The organism is Roseovarius sp. MMSF_3281 (assembly GCF_030733685.1).
Lineage (GTDB): Bacteria > Pseudomonadota > Alphaproteobacteria > Rhodobacterales > Rhodobacteraceae > Roseovarius.
Genome location: NZ_JASHIM010000009.1, coordinates 1 through 15,355 on the forward strand (window position 1 = coordinate 1; position 15,355 = coordinate 15,355).

The 15,355-nt window shown below is 62.3% G+C and carries 16 protein-coding genes; 9 read left to right on the forward strand and 7 right to left on the reverse strand.

Annotated elements, in window-relative coordinates:
• Positions 1-91: 91 nt before the first annotated feature.
• Genes RBB32_RS10510 through RBB32_RS10525 form a run of 4 tightly spaced genes read right to left on the reverse strand, consistent with a single transcriptional unit; the run spans position 92 to position 4,242 of the window.
• The gene (locus tag RBB32_RS10510; protein ID WP_306152664.1) at positions 92-1,138 is read right to left on the reverse strand and encodes a serine/threonine protein kinase; all 1,047 of its coding nucleotides are present in this window, start codon (positions 1,136-1,138) and stop codon (positions 92-94) included.
• Between the two features lie 41 nt (positions 1,139-1,179).
• Positions 1,180-2,028 carry an alpha-1,2-fucosyltransferase gene (locus RBB32_RS10515; RefSeq protein WP_306152665.1) on the reverse strand — a complete coding sequence of 283 codons (849 nt, stop codon included), beginning with the start codon at positions 2,026-2,028 and terminating at the stop codon, positions 1,180-1,182.
• The gene (locus tag RBB32_RS10520; protein ID WP_306152666.1) at positions 2,025-2,792 is read right to left on the reverse strand and encodes a glycosyltransferase family 25 protein; all 768 of its coding nucleotides are present in this window, start codon (positions 2,790-2,792) and stop codon (positions 2,025-2,027) included. The genes RBB32_RS10515 and RBB32_RS10520 overlap by 4 nt, the downstream gene beginning before the upstream one ends.
• Before the next feature lie 7 nt (positions 2,793-2,799).
• Positions 2,800-4,242: an aldehyde dehydrogenase family protein gene (locus RBB32_RS10525; RefSeq protein ID WP_306152667.1), complete on the reverse strand. Its 1,443-nt coding sequence runs from the start codon at positions 4,240-4,242 to the stop codon at positions 2,800-2,802.
• Between the two features lie 135 nt (positions 4,243-4,377).
• Here RBB32_RS10525 and RBB32_RS10530 point away from each other — a divergent pair, with 135 nt between their 5' ends.
• Both RBB32_RS10530 and RBB32_RS10535 read left to right on the forward strand, forming a co-directional pair.
• A complete protein-coding gene (locus RBB32_RS10530; protein ID WP_306152668.1) occupies positions 4,378-5,031 on the forward strand; it encodes a peroxiredoxin in 654 nt (217 codons plus the stop codon).
• A 130-nt stretch (positions 5,032-5,161) separates the two neighbouring features.
• Positions 5,162-6,196 (forward strand): succinylglutamate desuccinylase/aspartoacylase family protein, encoded by a 1,035-nt coding sequence (locus tag RBB32_RS10535; protein WP_306152669.1) that lies wholly within the window; start codon positions 5,162-5,164, stop codon positions 6,194-6,196.
• A gap of 23 nt (positions 6,197-6,219) precedes the next feature.
• On the opposite strand, the gene RBB32_RS10540 is transcribed toward RBB32_RS10535, so the two are convergent.
• Positions 6,220-6,894, reverse strand: coding sequence for a hypothetical protein (locus RBB32_RS10540; protein WP_306152670.1), 675 nt, complete (start codon positions 6,892-6,894; stop codon positions 6,220-6,222).
• Between the two features lie 410 nt (positions 6,895-7,304).
• The gene (gene rpsU / locus RBB32_RS10545) at positions 7,305-7,511 is read right to left on the reverse strand and encodes a 30S ribosomal protein S21 (RefSeq protein ID WP_005614280.1); all 207 of its coding nucleotides are present in this window, start codon (positions 7,509-7,511) and stop codon (positions 7,305-7,307) included.
• Positions 7,512-7,624: 113 nt separating this feature from the next.
• On the opposite strand from rpsU, the gene RBB32_RS10550 reads away from it, so the two are divergent.
• Genes RBB32_RS10550 through RBB32_RS10575 form a run of 6 tightly spaced genes read left to right on the forward strand, consistent with a single transcriptional unit; the run spans position 7,625 to position 12,949 of the window.
• Entirely contained in the window at positions 7,625-8,311 is a 687-nt protein-coding gene (locus RBB32_RS10550; protein ID WP_306152671.1) for a COQ9 family protein, read from the forward strand.
• Positions 8,312-8,322: 11 nt separating this feature from the next.
• On the forward strand, positions 8,323-9,306 hold the full coding sequence (locus RBB32_RS10555; RefSeq protein ID WP_306152672.1) for an NAD(P)H-quinone oxidoreductase: 984 nt from the start codon (positions 8,323-8,325) through the stop codon (positions 9,304-9,306).
• A 4-nt stretch (positions 9,307-9,310) separates the two neighbouring features.
• Positions 9,311-10,423 carry an exo-alpha-sialidase gene (locus RBB32_RS10560; RefSeq protein ID WP_306152673.1) on the forward strand — a complete coding sequence of 371 codons (1,113 nt, stop codon included), beginning with the start codon at positions 9,311-9,313 and terminating at the stop codon, positions 10,421-10,423.
• Positions 10,420-10,977, forward strand: a complete 558-nt coding sequence (locus RBB32_RS10565; protein ID WP_306152674.1) for a hypothetical protein — start codon at positions 10,420-10,422, stop codon at positions 10,975-10,977. The genes RBB32_RS10560 and RBB32_RS10565 overlap by 4 nt, the downstream gene beginning before the upstream one ends.
• The gene (locus RBB32_RS10570) at positions 10,974-11,999 is read left to right on the forward strand and encodes a glycosyltransferase family 2 protein (RefSeq protein WP_306152675.1); all 1,026 of its coding nucleotides are present in this window, start codon (positions 10,974-10,976) and stop codon (positions 11,997-11,999) included. Before RBB32_RS10565 ends, RBB32_RS10570 begins: the two co-directional genes overlap by 4 nt.
• A complete protein-coding gene (locus RBB32_RS10575) occupies positions 11,996-12,949 on the forward strand; it encodes a glycosyltransferase family 2 protein (protein WP_306152676.1) in 954 nt (317 codons plus the stop codon). The genes RBB32_RS10570 and RBB32_RS10575 overlap by 4 nt, the downstream gene beginning before the upstream one ends.
• Here the strand turns inward: RBB32_RS10575 and RBB32_RS10580 are convergent, their stop codons facing one another.
• Positions 12,950-13,699: a WecB/TagA/CpsF family glycosyltransferase gene (locus RBB32_RS10580; protein WP_371931044.1), complete on the reverse strand. Its 750-nt coding sequence runs from the start codon at positions 13,697-13,699 to the stop codon at positions 12,950-12,952.
• Between the two features lie 195 nt (positions 13,700-13,894).
• Here RBB32_RS10580 and RBB32_RS10585 point away from each other — a divergent pair, with 195 nt between their 5' ends.
• Positions 13,895-15,352: a hypothetical protein gene (locus RBB32_RS10585; protein WP_371931046.1), complete on the forward strand. Its 1,458-nt coding sequence runs from the start codon at positions 13,895-13,897 to the stop codon at positions 15,350-15,352.
• The last annotated feature ends 3 nt before the right edge of the window (positions 15,353-15,355 follow it).

Consider the following 15,355-nt stretch of genomic DNA (forward strand, 5'->3'; position numbering starts at 1 on the left):
GGGGCAAAGGGGCCTTGGACAGGGTGATTGGCCGCGTGCCCGTGGCAGGCGGGGGCCTTCGGCGAGAGTATTTTGGGAAAGATGAAGCGGTTCAGCTGCGCAAGACCCGGTCGGTGAGATTGAGACGCTCGGCGATGATGGGTTTGAAGGGGGCTCTCAGTTCGGGGTCTTGTTTCTGCAATTCTTCGAGTTCGTCGAGGCGGTTTGTGGCGATGAGGGTCAGCGCCTCCATCCGCAGGCTGCCGTTACTATCGCGGGGCAGGGTTTCGACCGGTTGGATGAGTTCGGGCCTTGGGGTGGGGCAGAGGGTTTCCAGTTCCGCCAGCGGTAGGGATGTTTCGACGAAGGCATAGAGCCCCACGCCCTTGGCAGGCAGGGCATAGGTGCAGAGGGCAACCTCGGTCACCTGCGGATGCGCCATGAGTGCGCTGCGCAAAGCAGGACCGTCGCGTTCGATCCGGTCTTCGGTGCCTTCGCCGTCGGACCAGTTCATCAGGCGGCGGGTGATGAAATTGTAAAACCGCTTGCCGGTGGCCATCCAGATGCGCGAGGGCAGGGCCTTTTGCGTCAGCATCCGGGTTTCCGATGGCGTCAGGAGCTGCGGCGCGTAGGCGCGTTTCTGTTTCAGCAAATGGCGCAGGTCTTCGCGGGCCATGACGCGGAAGAGCTTACCCCGGCGGCGATGTCTGGAGGCGAGTTGAAAGTCGATCACGGCGGCGCGGCCGTCGGGTGTCATCAGCCAGTTCTGGGGTTTGGCGATGTCGTTGTGCGTGACGCCCGCGCGGCGCATCTCGCGCAGGAGGCGCTTGGCGTCGCGGTACCACGCGGGATCGGTGGGCTTGGCCAGTTGCAGCGGCGTGCCCTTCGTCCAACTGCGCAGCAGGCCGGTTTTATCGACGCGCACCAAGATGGGGCAACCTTCGATGCCTTGGACGGCGCGCAGGCCCTTGATTTCCTTGCGGGCCAAGGCCCAAGCGATGGGTTTGGCGTAGACCGGCACGGTGTCGAGTTTGCGCAGGACCACCGGGAAATCGGGGTAGCCTTCAAGCGTGCCGGAAATGGTTTCGGAAAAGATATCGCGCTTGTGCACGGTTTGCGGCAGGAAACGGGCCTTGGCGATATCGGGGGTGACTTGCATGGCGCCCTCTTAGTGGCTTTCGGGCCGCTGGGGAAGCGGTGTTAAAGCCTGTGCCAAGATGCCGGGTAAATATCGGGGTTCTGTGCGTGGCCGGGGGCGAACCAATCCTTCGGGGCGACAACGCATTTGCCGGGGCTGTCGTTCAGCCATGCGGCCCACCACGAGAAGGTGGAGTTGGCAATCACGTTGTGGGCGCAGAGGGTCTGCAGATAAAGGTCGAAATGGCCGGTGGTTTCGTCGTTGTGGTCGACCACGACTGTGTCAAAGCCAAGCGCAAGGTTGTCGCGTGCCCAGGCGGGATCGTTGGAGAAGACAAAGCAGGTTGGTGTGTCGCCGGTTTGCTTGGCCACGTGGCGCGCTGCGGCGCGATAGTAGTCGGGTGTGCAGGCGGCATAGGCCCCCGAGGCCACGTAATCACCGCGCCGGACATGCAGGGCTAGGGGGCAGGGGGCCTGCGCAATCTGCACGGCCATATCCTTGTTCGGGGCGTCAAGCTCGGTGGTGAACTGTAAATCCTTGCGCAGCTGAGCGGCGATGGATTGAAAGTATTTCTCGGACTGCCAGTAGCCGTGCAGGTAGGTCTGATCGGGCAGGTCGAAAAAGGCCGGCTCGAAGCCAAGCGATTTTTCCCTGTGAAAACGCGGGTTGCGCCCGAGGTAGCGCCAAAGCGTGTAGCGTAGTGCCCCGTCGGATTTCGCGGGGGGCAAGTTGTCGGTGCGGGTGAAGCGGGCGTTCCGGAAATGGCCGAAGCAATCGCCACGATCTGCCGAGCCTGCAATGTAACGCGAATCCAATGCCAGATCGGTTCCGAGGTGATCGGCCAAGGCGCGGGCGGCGGCATATTGGAAAAGCTGGTTTCCGGCACCGCCGAAGAGGCGGGAAATGATCATGCGGGACCTCCTGCTATGCCGCCGGTGGCCGGTGCGCGGCTGCGTTCGGACGAATGCGCGACCCTCCGGCGAAACCGGCCCCGGTGCCATTCGCGCGACAGCCGTTCGCGCAAGGATTTCTGGCTGGATTGAATTGTCGATCCATCCAGTTGACCGGCGATTTCCGCGATGCCCGAGGGGAAGATCATCGCCGGGCGCAACCCGGTGTGCCAATGGCTTTGCACGAAGGTATCCACGGGGCGATCAAAGGGCGATGACCGGGCCAGAAGATGCGCGGCGGTTTCACGGCTGACCAGTTGCGCGGTTGTGCGCAGCCCGCCCAGTTGCGGCACGATCAGGGCCATGTCGCCAGCGTGGTCGATTGCCGTGACCGGGCCCTTTTGCGGACGTGTCTGAAACTGGATATAGCCCAGACTGCCGATGTGGCGCTGAGCAAGGTCAAAGGCCTTTGCAAAGCTCTTGGGGTCAAGGCCAGCGTCATCCTCGATGATCAGGGCCGCGTCGGCCTGACGCTGTTGCATATCGGCCCAGATCGCCCGGTGCGACAGGAAACATCCCACTTCGCCGGTTTTGAGGGGGAAGGGGTAGGGCGGGTCAAAAAGGCCCGTGCCCACCGCATTTTCGATCTCGTCGGCGGGGCATTGCGCCCCGTCCACCGCGGGCCAGATTTCTCCCTCCAGCCCGCAGGTGTCCAGTAGCGCCTGTGCATTGGCACGGCGGGCCGTGGCCCGTTCGAGGTGCAACACGTAGGCGCGCGTCTTCATCGACAGGTCAGGCGCCTTCGGTCCAGCCGGAGACGGCCTTGACTTCGAGGAAGTCCTCGATGCCCCATTTGCCGCCTTCGCGCCCGTTGCCAGATTGCTTCATCCCGCCGAAGGGCGCGCCCATGCCGCGCGATTGACCATTCATTTCCACCATGCCCGAGCGCAGGGCGCGGGCCGCGCGATTGGCGCGGGCGGGGTCTTGGGTCTGGACATAGTTGGTCAGGCCATAGGGCGTATCATTGGCAATTTTCAGGCCCTCTTCCTCGCTTTCAAACGGGATGATCGACAGGACCGGGCCAAAGATTTCCTCGCGCGCGATGGTCATGTCGTTGTTCACATCGGCAAAGACCGTCGGTTTGACGTAAAAACCCCGGTTGAGGCCATCGGGGCGGCCCGTGCCGCCCGCCACTAGGCGCGCGCCTTCGTCTATGCCTTTTTGGATCAGGTCCTGGATCTTGTTGAACTGCACCTCGTTCACCACCGGGCCGATGTGGCGGCCTTCCTCGTGGGAGGAGCCGACCTCAAGATTGTTGGCGATTTCAGCCGCGGTTTCAACGGCTTGGTCGTAAACCTCTTGCTGCACCAGCATCCGGGTGGGGGCGTTGCAGGATTGGCCCGAGTTGTTCATGCAGTGCAGCACCCCGCGTTTGACGGCCTTTTCATCGGCATCGGCGAAGATCAGGTTGGCCCCTTTGCCGCCCAGTTCAAGGCTGACGCGTTTGAGGGTGTCGGCGGCGGTCTTGGTAATGATCTTGCCCGCGCGGGACGACCCGGTGAAAGAGATCATATCGACGTCGGGGTGGGCGGTCAGTTGGCTGCCAACGCCCGCGCCATCGCCGTTGACCATGTTGAACACACCTTCGGGCAGCCCGGCGGCGTCAACGATTTCCGCGAAGATCACCGCCGACAGGGGCGATTCTTCGGAGGGCTTGAGAACCATGGTGCAGCCCGCCACAAGCGCGGCGGCAACCTTGAGGGTGACTTGGTTCATCGGCCAGTTCCAAGGTGTGATCATACCGACCACGCCGATCGGGTCGTGAATGATACGGTCGTTGGGGGCGTGGTCACCCAAGGGTTCGATGAACTCGAAATCCTTGGCGACGGTCAGGAAGGCCTTCATGTGGCCCAGACCGGCACCGGCCTGCTGTTGGCGCGCCATGTCGATAGGGGCACCCATTTCAAGGCTGATCGCCTGGGCCATATCTTCGGCCCGTTCCTTGTAGGCGTCATAGATGCGTTGCAAGGCCGCGATGCGATCCTCTTTCGAGGTGGCGGCCCAAGCGGGGAAGGCGGCCTTGGCTGCGGCAACGGCATCATCGGTATCGGCCAGAGACCCCAAGGAGATGACCGCGCAGGCCTCCTCGTTGGAGGGGTCGATCACGTTGTGATCATTTGGCGCACTTGGTTTTACCCAAGCACCGTTTATGTAGAAGTCGCGTTTCTCGATCATGGTGGACCTCCGTGAATTCGGCGGCACTTTGTCAGGGAAAATGCCGACCTGCAAGGTTGGAAAAAGGACACTCGCCCTTGGATTTGATCAAATTCCGAACCGGGGCGAACTGCAAGCAGAAAAGGACATGTCGCTATGGCACTGCGTATCAACGATGAAATTCCCAATCTGACCGTCGAAACCGATCAGGGCACACTGAGCTTGCATGACTGGGTCGGCGATAGCTGGGCCATCCTGTTTTCGCATCCCAAGGATTTCACACCCGTGTGTACCACTGAATTCGGCGCGGTGGCGCAACTGGCCGATGAGTGGGAAAAACGCGGTTGCAAGGTGATGGGCGTTTCCGTGGATGGTGTTGATGATCACAAGAAATGGAAAGGCGATATCGAGAAGGTTGGCGGGGCCGAAGCGGGCTTTCCGATTGTGGCCGACGAGGGGCTGGAGCTGTCGAAAGCCTTTGATATGCTGCCTGCCGAGGCCTATTTGCCCGACGGGCGGACGCCCGCCGATAGTGCCACGGTGCGCAGTGTTTTCATCATCGGGCCTGACAGGAAACTGAAGCTGTCGATGACCTATCCGATGACCGTGGGCCGCAACTTTGCCGAGGTTCTGCGGGCCTTGGATGCCCTGCAGACCAGCGCGAAAGAGAACGTGGCGACGCCCGCAAACTGGACCGTTGGGCAGGATGTGATCATCCCCACGGCGGTCAGCGACGAGGACGCCACGGCGAAATATGGCAGCTTTGAAACCGTGCTGCCCTATCTGCGCAAGGCCAAGCTCAAGGCCTGATTTTCAAAGCTTTTTCATGCGAAACCCCGCCCGTTGTGGCGGGGTTTCTTGTTGCCTGTCAGGGCCTCATGATGGACAGGGCCGCAAAACTTGCCTAAGGGCTTTGGCCAGGTTGTAAGAGGTTAAGCAGATGGCAAAGCGTGAATCCTTCAAGATAAACGGGTCAACCATTGCGCCGGGCACCCGGCAGACGGTGGATATCCCTGTCAGCACCCTGTCGGACCATACGCCGGTGCACCTTTCGGTGCATGTGGTGCACGGCAAGAAACCGGGGCCGGTTCTGTTTGTCTCGGCCGCGATTCACGGCGATGAGGTGATCGGGGTCGAGATTGTCCGGCGGCTTTTGAAAGCCGGGTCACTGAAAAACATGGCGGGCACGCTGCTGGCTGTACCGATCGTCAATACCTTCGGGTTTCATAACCATTCCAGATACTTACCGGATCGGCGCGACCTGAACCGATGCTTTCCGGGGCTTAGCGAAGGCTCGATGGCCTCGCGTCTGGCGCATATTTTCATGCGCGAGGTGGTCAGCCGGGCGGATGTGGGGATTGATCTGCATTCGGCGGCGGTGCAGCGAACCAACCTGCCGCAAATCCGGCTGACGGCGGGCAATGATCGGTTGATGGAATTGGGCCGGGTCTTCGGGGCGCCGGTGATGATGCAATCGAACCTGCGGGAAGGTTCGCTTCGGATGGCGGCCGAGGAGGCGGGCGTTGATGTTCTGCTTTACGAAGGCGGCGAAGGGCAGCGGTTTGACGAACTGGCCGCGCGTGCCGGTGCTACGGGCATCCTGCGGGTCATGAACCATCTTGGAATGATCGCGAAGAAAGGCGTTCCAAAGACGCGCGGCGCGCCTGTTTTATGCAGTGATTCCACGTGGTATCGCGCCCCGGCGGGGGGGCTGTTCCGTGGTTACCACGGGATTGGCGACAGGGTGTCGCCCGGCACCGTTCTGGGGGCTATTTCGGACCCTTTCGGGGAAGTGGAGAGCGAGGTGACGTGCGACCACGAGGGGATTGTCATCGGTCGCACCAATATGCCCACGGTTTACGAGGGGGATGCCCTGTTTCACGTGGCATCGACCCCGCGTGCCGAGCAGGCCCTGGAGGGGATCAACGGCCACATGGAGGCCGCCCCACTATTCGACGAAGATGAAATAATATAGCAAGTTCAGCGCCTTGAGACCCGTTAGGCCATTGGATCAAAGCGATCTGAATTGGTGGGCGCGATGAAAATAGATAGTGCGACCACGCTGAAGATGAACTCGTACACTTCCCATTTGCGGGGCAGGTCAACGACAGCGATGAACAGGCTGGCCCCGAAGGCAAGGGCCGCATGACGCAGGCCGGGAACGGGAATGGCGAGGGCATCGGCGAAAGTTTTGACCCAGTTGAAGCGGGTGTACATCAGCGGCAGTGCCACGAGATAGAGCAGCAACACGGTTGTCAGGACGCTCCCGAAGAGGGTCTTGGCAAGCTGTTGTTCGCCGATCACGAGGTTATGCAGGTTGGTTTCGTTCTGGTAGTTGTTCTCGGCGAAAAACTCGGTCGTTTCCCAGCCAAAGACGCGCTGACCCCATGAGATTTCCTCGCCCGAGGCGAAGAAGAACAAAAGCGCGTAGAGAGCGACCAGAAGGGTGGCGACCCATGCGCCGTTGCGGGCCTGTTCGAGGCTGCGCCGCGCCAGTACCAGACTGGAAATAAACAGGAAAATCGCGGTGGACCATTCGATGGGGCCGTCCTCTTGGGCGAAACCGTCATGGAATTGCTGCACGAAGCCGGTGACATAATAAAGCAGCGTGAAAAGCAGGCTGGCATAGGCCAGACCGAAAAGAAGCTGATCGGCGGTGTTGAGGCGTTGCATGGCGGATCCTGTCGCGATTGGGAGTGGCGTTGCGTTACCGCACGGCGGCGTATCCGGCAAGGGGGCGGTGGCAAGGGGGGCAGGACACCGCGCATGTCCTGAACCTGCGAACCTGAGATATCAGCGGGACGCCCCGCCGTTTGATTGCCGCAAGTCGACCCAGGTGTTCTTGGGTCAGGTGGGTTGCGAAAGCGCACCGTACGAGTCGTACGAAACGTACGGGGGTTTCGTACGTTTTCGCGCGCGCCGCTTATCAGCCCTGACGGCCTTCTTCGCGGGGACCGAAGTGATGGGCGCCCCGGCGGGATAATGCGCGGTGATTGCGCACCCTGGGGCCGGGAAATGACAAACCCCCGAAGCGGCTGCCCGGGGGTCGTCTGATTTCTCGTGTCCTCGCTGTGAGAGAGGTCTTAGAGCAGACCTTCGCGCTGGGCTTTCTTGCGTGCCAGTTTACGGGCACGGCGGATCGCTTCAGCTTTCTCGCGCGCTTTTTTCTCGGAGGGTTTCTCGAAATGTTGCTTGAGCTTCATTTCACGAAACACGCCTTCGCGCTGCAGCTTTTTCTTCAGGGCGCGGAGCGCCTGATCGACATTGTTGTCGCGAACACTAACCTGCATGTGGTGTCACCACCTTTCTAAGTTGATGTTGCATGGAATTGCAGGAAGTGGCCGTATAGCAAAGCGTCATTCTTTTGTCTAGGGTGATGCGCAAAGCCTGTGGAGGTACCGAGATGTCCGACCGCGAGACGATAAACGCGCTGCTGGAGGCGGCGAAACTGCATGTGCCATTCGATGGATGGAGTGCGGCGACATTTCAGGCGGCGGTGACCGATGCCGGTGTTGCCCCCGGTGTGGCCGAGGCGGTCTGCCCGCGTGGGGCGGTTGACCTTGCCTTGGCTTATCATGCGGAAGGCGATGCCTTGATGCTGGAGCGGTTGACGGCCACGGACCTGAGCGAGATGCGGTTTCGCGACCGGGTGGCATTTGCCGTGCAGGCACGTCTGGAGGCGGTCGAGGACCGCGAGTTGGTGCAGCGTGGTGTGACGCTGTTTGCCTTGCCGCAATACGCGGGTGACGGGGCCAAGGCGATCTGGGGCACCTGCGACAAGATTTGGACCGCACTTGGCGATACCTCGGAGGATGTGAACTGGTACACCAAGCGCGCGACGTTGTCGGGGGTCTATTCCTCGACCGTGCTTTATTGGTTGGGGGATGACAGCCCGGGGCATCAGGCGACGTGGGAGTTTCTGGACCGGCGGATTGACGACGTGATGCAGTTTGAGAAGGTAAAGGCACAGGTGCGCGACAACAAGCTGTTGAGCCAAGTGTTTGCCGGGCCGTTGAAGATATTGGACAAGGTGCGCGCGCCGCAGGCAAATGCGCGGCACGATATGCCGGGCCAGTGGCGCGGCGAGTGAGGGAGAGCGGAATGAGCCAGACGATGAACGCCGTGGAGATCACCAAGCCCGGCGGGCCAGAGGTGTTGCAGATGTGCGAGCGCCCGGTGCCCGAGGCGCGTGTGGGCGAGGTTGTGATCAAGGTGGAATGGGCCGGTGTGAACCGCCCCGACGCCTTGCAGCGGGCCGGGATGTACGCCCCGCCCCCCACGGCCAGCGATTTGCCGGGGCTTGAAGCCTCGGGCGAGATCGTCGCGCTTGGGGAAGGCGTGAGCGGTTGGGCCGTGGGCGACAAGGTTTGCGCGCTTCTGCCCGGTGGGGGATATGCCGAATACGTGGCCACCCCTGCGGCGCATTGTTTGCCGGTGCCGGAGGGCATGGGGATGCGCGAGGCGGCCTGCCTGCCCGAGACCTTTTTCACCGTCTGGTCGAATGTCTTTCAGCGTGGCGGGTTGAAAGCGGGTGAGCGGTTCTTGGTGCATGGTGGGTCGAGCGGGATTGGCACGACGGCCATTCAGCTGGCCCAAGTGATGGGGGCGCGGGTGTTTGCCACCGCCGGCTCGGACGAGAAATGCGCCAAATGTGTTGAATTGGGTGCGGAGCGCGCGATTAACTACCGCGATGAGGATTTCGTCGAGGTTCTGAAAGGCGAAGGTGGGGCCGACCTGATCCTGGATATGGTGGGCGGGTCGTATTTGCCCCGCAACCTCAAGGCCTTGGCCATGGAAGGGCGGTTGGTGCAGATCGCTTTCTTGCAAGGCCCCAAGGTGGAGGTGAATTTCGCGCCCTTGATGATGAAGCGGCAGACGATCACCGGCAGTACGTTGCGCCCGCAGAGTGACCAAGCCAAGGCCGAGATTGCCGAGGGTTTGCGCGCCCATGTCTGGCCGCTGTTGGAGGCCGGGCGTGTGGCGCCGGTGATGGATTCGGAATTCCCGCTGTCCGAGGCGGCGGCGGCGCATGCCCATATGGAGGGCGGCGCGCATATCGGTAAGATCGTGATGAAGGTGGGCTGAGGCCTTGGGCGCGCTGCATCTTGGGCTTCTGGCGCTGGGTTTGGTCAGTGTCCTGTTGAGCGGTTACGCGGTGTGGCGTGACCGGCCCTTGGAGTGGCGTTTTGCCCTGCCTGCGGCGGTGGCCCCTGTCGGCGCCCCGGTTCTTGAGCGGGTGTTCGATTACAAGGCGTCCGAGGGCGTGGCCCATGCGCCTGCTATCGTGGTTGAAGAGGGCGGCGCGCGGATTGTTTGGTTTGAAGGTTCCGCCGAGGCGCAGCCGGATGTGGATATTCACAGTGTGGCTTTGACCCTTGGGCCGGAGGGCTGGCAGGCGGGCGAGTCTGCGGCCTATTTTACGCGGGATGAATTGGGCGCGGCGATGGAGCCGCGGCAGTTGGTGGTCACACTGGGCAATGTGGTGGAGAACGAGGCGCGGCAGGCGTCGGTTTTTGCCACGGTGGTTTCGGTTGGCGGTTGGGCCATGGCCTCGGTCGCGGATGTGCAGATGGGGGAAGGTGGCCCGGTTTCGGCGCGGAAGCTGAACCTGTCGCCCTTCCTTAACCGGTCGCATTTGGTGAAGTCGCCGATGGTGGTCTACGCGGATGGAAGCCATGCCTTGCCCGCGTATTTCGAGATGGGCGGCACGCATGGGACATTGGTGCGCTTTGGCGCGGAGGGCCGGGTGCGCGATACCCGGCGGATCACCGGACCGGGCAAGATGATCCAGCCGATGATCGTGCCGCTGGACGAGGCGCGGGCGGTGGCCTTCTTGCGGGATTTCGACCGCTCGGACCGGCTGTGGATATCGCGGACGCAAGATGGCGGGCAAAGCTGGAGCGTGGCGGAAAAGACCGGGATGGCGAACCCAAGCGCGCCGGTGGCGGCGGTGGGTTTGGGCGATGGGCGTATCCTGATGGCGGCCAATGATGTTGAGGGCGCGGGCGATTTGCGGCTTTTGACATCGGAGGATGAAGGCGCGACATGGAAGGTTGTCACAGTCTTGGAGCCGGACACGGCCGGGGCGCGCTATCCAATGTTGCGGCGGGTCGGGGAGCAGTTCTTGCTGACCTATTCCCATGACACCAAGCGCGGCATTCGGGCGGTCGTGTTCAACGCGGCATGGGTGGCGGCGCAATGAGCGGGATTCTGGCGAATATCGCTTTGGGCATCGTGCTGGCTTGGGTGGTATTTGCGCTGGCCGGATGGGTTGTGGCCCCTTGGGTGGCCGTGGGTTTGGGCGCTGTGGTGGCATTGGCGGTGGTGGCTGTCGCGCGTGACACCTTGATGCCCGGTGGATTGGTGGCCGTGCTGGCACCTTTCGGGGCGATGCTGCCGGCCCTAGCCTTGCGGCATATGGGCGGCGGTTTGGGCTTGCCGGTGGTGCCGTTCGGGACGTTTGAGATCGTCGTTTTTCTTGGGCTTTACGTGGCATTCCTGGCCGCTTCGATGGGGGTTTTCCCGGTGGACCCTTACAGGTTGGGCTATGCGCCGGTGCCTGTGGGCGTGATGGTTTTGGCGATCTGCCTTTACGGCGCTTTGACGGGCAACCCGTTTCTTCCGCTGGTGGCGGTCTTGGGGCAGGTGGCCTGGGTCATGGGATGGGGCAGCAGCAATTGGTTTGATTACGTGCTGCATGTGATGATGGTGCCGGTGGCGGTTATCGTCCTGGTCCAACGGGCCTTGGGCGGATGAGCCTTTTGGAGAAACTATCGCGCCGGATTCGGCGCTGGCGTGAGGGGCGGCGGTTTGCGTGGTCCTTGCGGCATGTGCAAGGCACGACGGGGCCTTTGGGTGAACCCGGTGACGTGGTGGTTGTCGCGCTGGTGCGGGACGGGGCGTATTACCTTGACGAGTTCCTGCGCTATTACCGGGCCTTGGGGGCCGCGGGCTTTGTTTTTTGCGACAATGGGTCAAGCGATGGCACCTTGGAGCGCTTGGCGGGGGAGGCCGATTGCGTGGTGTTGCAATCGACCCTGCCATGGCGCGAGGTGGAAAACCGGTTTCGCAACCATGCCGCCAAGGTGCATTGCGCGGGGCGTTGGTGCCTTTATGCCGATATGGATGAGCAGTTTACCTTTGAAGGGGCCGAGCGGATCGGCTTACCCGGACTGGTGCGTTACATGGAGCGGCTGGGGCAAACGGCGCTGGTGGCGCAGATGTTGGAGATGTTCCCCGAAGGCCCCTTGCGGGCGGCGGCCGGGTGGAGCTTTTCCGAGTGTGTGGAGCGGTTTCGGTTTCACGATCTGCGGGGCATGGATCGGTATGACTACCATTCGCCGGAGGTGTCGTTTCGTTTTGCCTTGGGACAAAACCGGGTGACCGATGACCGTATCAAGGTGATGTTTGGCGGGCTGCGGGGCCGTGTCTTTGGCGAGGCCTGTTGCCTGACCAAGCATCCGCTTGTCTTCGTGGGGGAAGGGGTTCAACCGGGGGTGCATCCGCACGCCAGTGCCGGGGTGAGTTGTGCGGAATTCACGGGCCTCATCCGGCACTACAAGTTCGCGGGCGATGCGGCCGCGCGGGATGCCGATAAGCTGGCGCGCGGGGTGAGTGTGCATGGCGAGGACGCCAAGCGGTTGGCGGCTTTGGATGATGCGGGGCTGAGCCTGTGGTCGGACGCGGCGCGTGAGGATCAGGGATTTGCGGCGCTGGAGGCCGAAGGGTTCATGGTGCGATCCGAGGGGTATTCGCGGTATCTGGAGGGTGAGACATGAGCCTTGGACGCTTGGCGATTGTCATCATTGGCCGTAACGAGGGCGCGCGGTTCCTGGCCTGTTTGGACGCCTTGCCCAAGGGCGTGGGGCAAGTGATTTACGTCGATTCAGGCTCCACCGACGGGAGCATCGAGGCGGCACGGGATTATGGCGCCGAGGTGGTCGATCTGGACAGGGACCAGCCCTTTACGGCGGCGCGGGCGCGCAATGCGGGTGTGGCCCGGATCGAGGGCGCGGAACTGGTGCAGTTTCTGGATGGGGATTGCACGTTGCGCGCGGGGTGGATCGACACGGGCCTGGCGCGGTTGCAAGACGATGAGGGGCTTGCCGTGGTCTGTGGGCGGCGGCGGGAACGCTTTCCGGGGGCGAGTGTCTTCAACCGGCTGTGCGATGCGGAATGGGATACGCCGGTTGGCCCGGCCTTGGCCTGTGGCGGGGATGCCATGATGCGGGTCGAGGCCCTGCGCGCCGTGGATGGCTACAACGGTGATCTGATCGCCGGGGAGGAGCCCGAGCTTTGTGTCAGGTTGCGCGCGGCGGGGTGGCGGATTGAACGGCTGGATGCGGAAATGACATGGCATGACGCCGCGATGACGCGCTTTGGCCAGTGGTGGAAGCGGAGCAAGCGGGCGGGCCATGCCTTTGCCGAAGGCGCGGCCCTGCATGGTGCGCCGCCCGAGCGGCATTGGCTGCGCGAGACCCGGCGGGCGCTTTTGTGGGGCGCGGTGCTGCCCTTGGTGATTCTGGGGGCGTTGCTGGTATCGCCTTGGTTGGCATTGGTCTTGGCGCTGGCCTATCCGGCGCAGGTGGTGCGGCTGGCCCTGCGTGACAGGGATTGGGCCCGGGCCTTTTTCAATGTGCTGGGCAAGTTTGCCGAGGCGCAGGGCGCGCTGGGCTATTACCTGTCGCGTTTGCGGGGGCGCAAACAGGGGCTTGTGGAATACAAGTAGTCAGGCGCGGTTGCGCCGTGCCTCAAGCATACGCCCCGGCAGGACGGCAAGGCATTTGAGGTAGCGGGGGCCAAGGCGCAGAGGGCTGGAAAGCGCGCGCCAGAGCCATTCCATTTTCAATTTGCGGACCGAAAGCGGCGCGCGGCGTTGGTGGCCTGCGATGAAATCGAGGCCCGCGCCGATGGAGGCAAAGCCGGTGTTCGGGGCAAGGCCGCGCCCACGGGCGGCAAGGGTTTCCTGCTTCGGCGCACCAAGGGCGAGGAAACAAAGCGCGATGCCTTTTGCCTGCAGATCGGCGCAGATTTGCGCGGCGGATTCGCCTTCTGGGTCAAAGCCCATGGCGGGGGCCTGGGTATAGGCCACCGTGAGGCCGGGGATTTGATCCATGAGGGTTTGCGCGGCCTTGGTCAGCGTGTCTTCGGTGCTGCCGACGAAACCCACGGGGCGGCCGGTTTCGGCGGCCAATTCGCAAAGCGGCACGATGAGTTCGGAGCCGGGCATCAACTCAACCGGCCTGCGGGCAATGCGCGAGAGCGTCACGATGGGCCAGCCATCGGCCACAACCAGATCTTGGGCCGCGTAGGCCTGAGTGAAGGCGGGGGAGGCGTTCATCTTGACGATGTGGTCAAGGTTGATGGTGGCCAGCGCGAAACCTTCGCGCGCCTCAAGCTTTTGGCGGATATCGGCCATGAGGCCCGCACGGGTGGGGCGGTTGACGGTGATGACCTGATCGCGGAAGGCGAATTGCACTGAAAATACTCCGATACCACGTGGCCCCCGGGGCCATCTTCTAGGGGCAAATGCGGGGTATGGCCAGAGCGGCGTTGCAGGCGGGCCATTGCCGAATGCGAAACGGTTTATCCCGCAACATGAGGGGCGACGCGGGCGCGGCGGGGTGGTATCGTGCCGCCTCAAGAGGCCCGCGCAGGACGCTATAACACCGATATGCCCAACCCGATTGCCTATCTCGCCTTGATGCTTTGGCCGCTGGTCAGCGTGCTGCTGTTCAAGCGGTTGCCCCCCGAGCGTGCGGTGATCTGGACCATTCTTGGTGCTTATCTGGTGCTGCCGCCGATTGCGGAGTTTGACCTGCCCCTGGTGCCGGACATGGACAAGTTCTCGATCTCCAGCATTTGCGCCTTTGCCTGTGCCGTGTTCATCCTGAAGGACAATGTGCGCATCTGGCCGCGGTCTTTCTTGGCGGCCGTTTTGGTGCTTGGCTATATCCTGGTGGCGATTCCGACGGTTTTGACGAACCGCGAGCCGATCGTGTTCGAAATTATGGCGCAGGCCGCCCCGATTCGGTTTGAAACCGGGAGCCTGCCGGGCTTGCGGTTGATCGACATGGCTTCGGTCCTGTCCAATCAGGTGATCGTATTGCTGCCTTTTCTGCTGGGGCGGTTTTATCTGGGCAGCGACAAGGGGTTGCGGGAACTGGCCCTGGCCTTTGCGATTGGCGGGTTGACCTATTCCCTCCCCGCGCTTCTCGAGATCCGCTTTAGCCCGCAGTTGAACACGTGGATTTACGGATTTTTCCAGCACAGTTTCGCGCAGATGATGCGCGACGGGGGGTTCCGGCCCATCGTTTTCCTGCCCCATGCCCTGTGGCTGGCGTTGTTCATGGTCACGGCGCTGGTGGCGGCGGTGGCCTTGGCGCGAAATACCCAAGGGCAGGAGCAGCGGCGATGGATGGTGGCCGTGGTCTACCTTTTGGTGGTGCTTTACCTGTGTAAAAGCCTTGCCTCGCAGCTTTATGCGCTGGGTCTTGTGCCTGTTGTCTTCCTTGCCCCGCAAAGATGGCAAGCCTTGCTGGCTGTGGTCCTGGCCATGATCGCGATTTCATGGCCGATGTTGCGAAACTTTGGGGTTATTCCGCTGGACGCGATCCTTGCGCAGGCCGAGGCGATCAGCCCGGACCGGGCGCATTCATTGGGCTATCGGTTCGACAATGAAAATGCGTTGTTGCAGCGGGCGCATGAGAAAGACTTGTTCGGCTGGGGCGGTTGGGGCCGGAACCTTGTCCGGCATAGCGAAACCGGTGAAATCCTGTCGATCCCGGATGGCCGGTGGATTTTGACTTTCGGGACTTTCGGTTGGGTCGGATACCTGTGTGAAATGGGGCTTTTGGCACTGCCGATGCTGTTCCTTTTCACCCGGATGCACAAAGCCGGGCGGAGCCTGTCGCCCTTTGCCGCGCCCTTGGCCCTGATTCTGGGGGTGACCATGGTGGATATGTTGTTGAACGATACGCTGGTGCCGATCATGTGGCTATTGGCGGGGGCGGTTCTGGGCTATGCTGAGCGGTTGCGCCTGGGCCCCGAAGAAGCCCCGCGGCCATTGTTCGCGGATGGCCCGGTAATCGGGCGTGGCCCGCGTAAACCCGGGCGGCGTACAGTTCTCTAGAGG

Bases quoted from the DNA above. Each gene is read 5' to 3' on its own strand.
- RBB32_RS10550 (WP_306152671.1), top strand. From the start codon at position 7,625: ATGTCCGACCGCGAGACGATAAACGCGCTGCTGGAGGCGGCGAAACTG.
- RBB32_RS10575 (WP_306152676.1), top strand. From the start codon at position 11,996: ATGAGCCTTGGACGCTTGGCGATTGTCATCATTGGCCGTAACGAGGGC.
- RBB32_RS10520 (WP_306152666.1), bottom strand. From the start codon at position 2,792: ATGAAGACGCGCGCCTACGTGTTGCACCTCGAACGGGCCACGGCCCGC.
- RBB32_RS10570 (WP_306152675.1), top strand. From the start codon at position 10,974: ATGAGCCTTTTGGAGAAACTATCGCGCCGGATTCGGCGCTGGCGTGAG.
- RBB32_RS10565 (WP_306152674.1), top strand. From the start codon at position 10,420: ATGAGCGGGATTCTGGCGAATATCGCTTTGGGCATCGTGCTGGCTTGG.
- RBB32_RS10510 (WP_306152664.1), bottom strand. From the start codon at position 1,138: ATGCAAGTCACCCCCGATATCGCCAAGGCCCGTTTCCTGCCGCAAACC.
- RBB32_RS10515 (WP_306152665.1), bottom strand. From the start codon at position 2,028: ATGATCATTTCCCGCCTCTTCGGCGGTGCCGGAAACCAGCTTTTCCAA.
- RBB32_RS10540 (WP_306152670.1), bottom strand. From the start codon at position 6,894: ATGCAACGCCTCAACACCGCCGATCAGCTTCTTTTCGGTCTGGCCTAT.
- RBB32_RS10555 (WP_306152672.1), top strand. From the start codon at position 8,323: ATGAGCCAGACGATGAACGCCGTGGAGATCACCAAGCCCGGCGGGCCA.
- RBB32_RS10525 (WP_306152667.1), bottom strand. From the start codon at position 4,242: ATGATCGAGAAACGCGACTTCTACATAAACGGTGCTTGGGTAAAACCA.
- RBB32_RS10535 (WP_306152669.1), top strand. From the start codon at position 5,162: ATGGCAAAGCGTGAATCCTTCAAGATAAACGGGTCAACCATTGCGCCG.
- rpsU (WP_005614280.1), bottom strand. From the start codon at position 7,511: ATGCAGGTTAGTGTTCGCGACAACAATGTCGATCAGGCGCTCCGCGCC.
- RBB32_RS10585 (WP_371931046.1), top strand. From the start codon at position 13,895: ATGCCCAACCCGATTGCCTATCTCGCCTTGATGCTTTGGCCGCTGGTC.
- RBB32_RS10530 (WP_306152668.1), top strand. From the start codon at position 4,378: ATGGCACTGCGTATCAACGATGAAATTCCCAATCTGACCGTCGAAACC.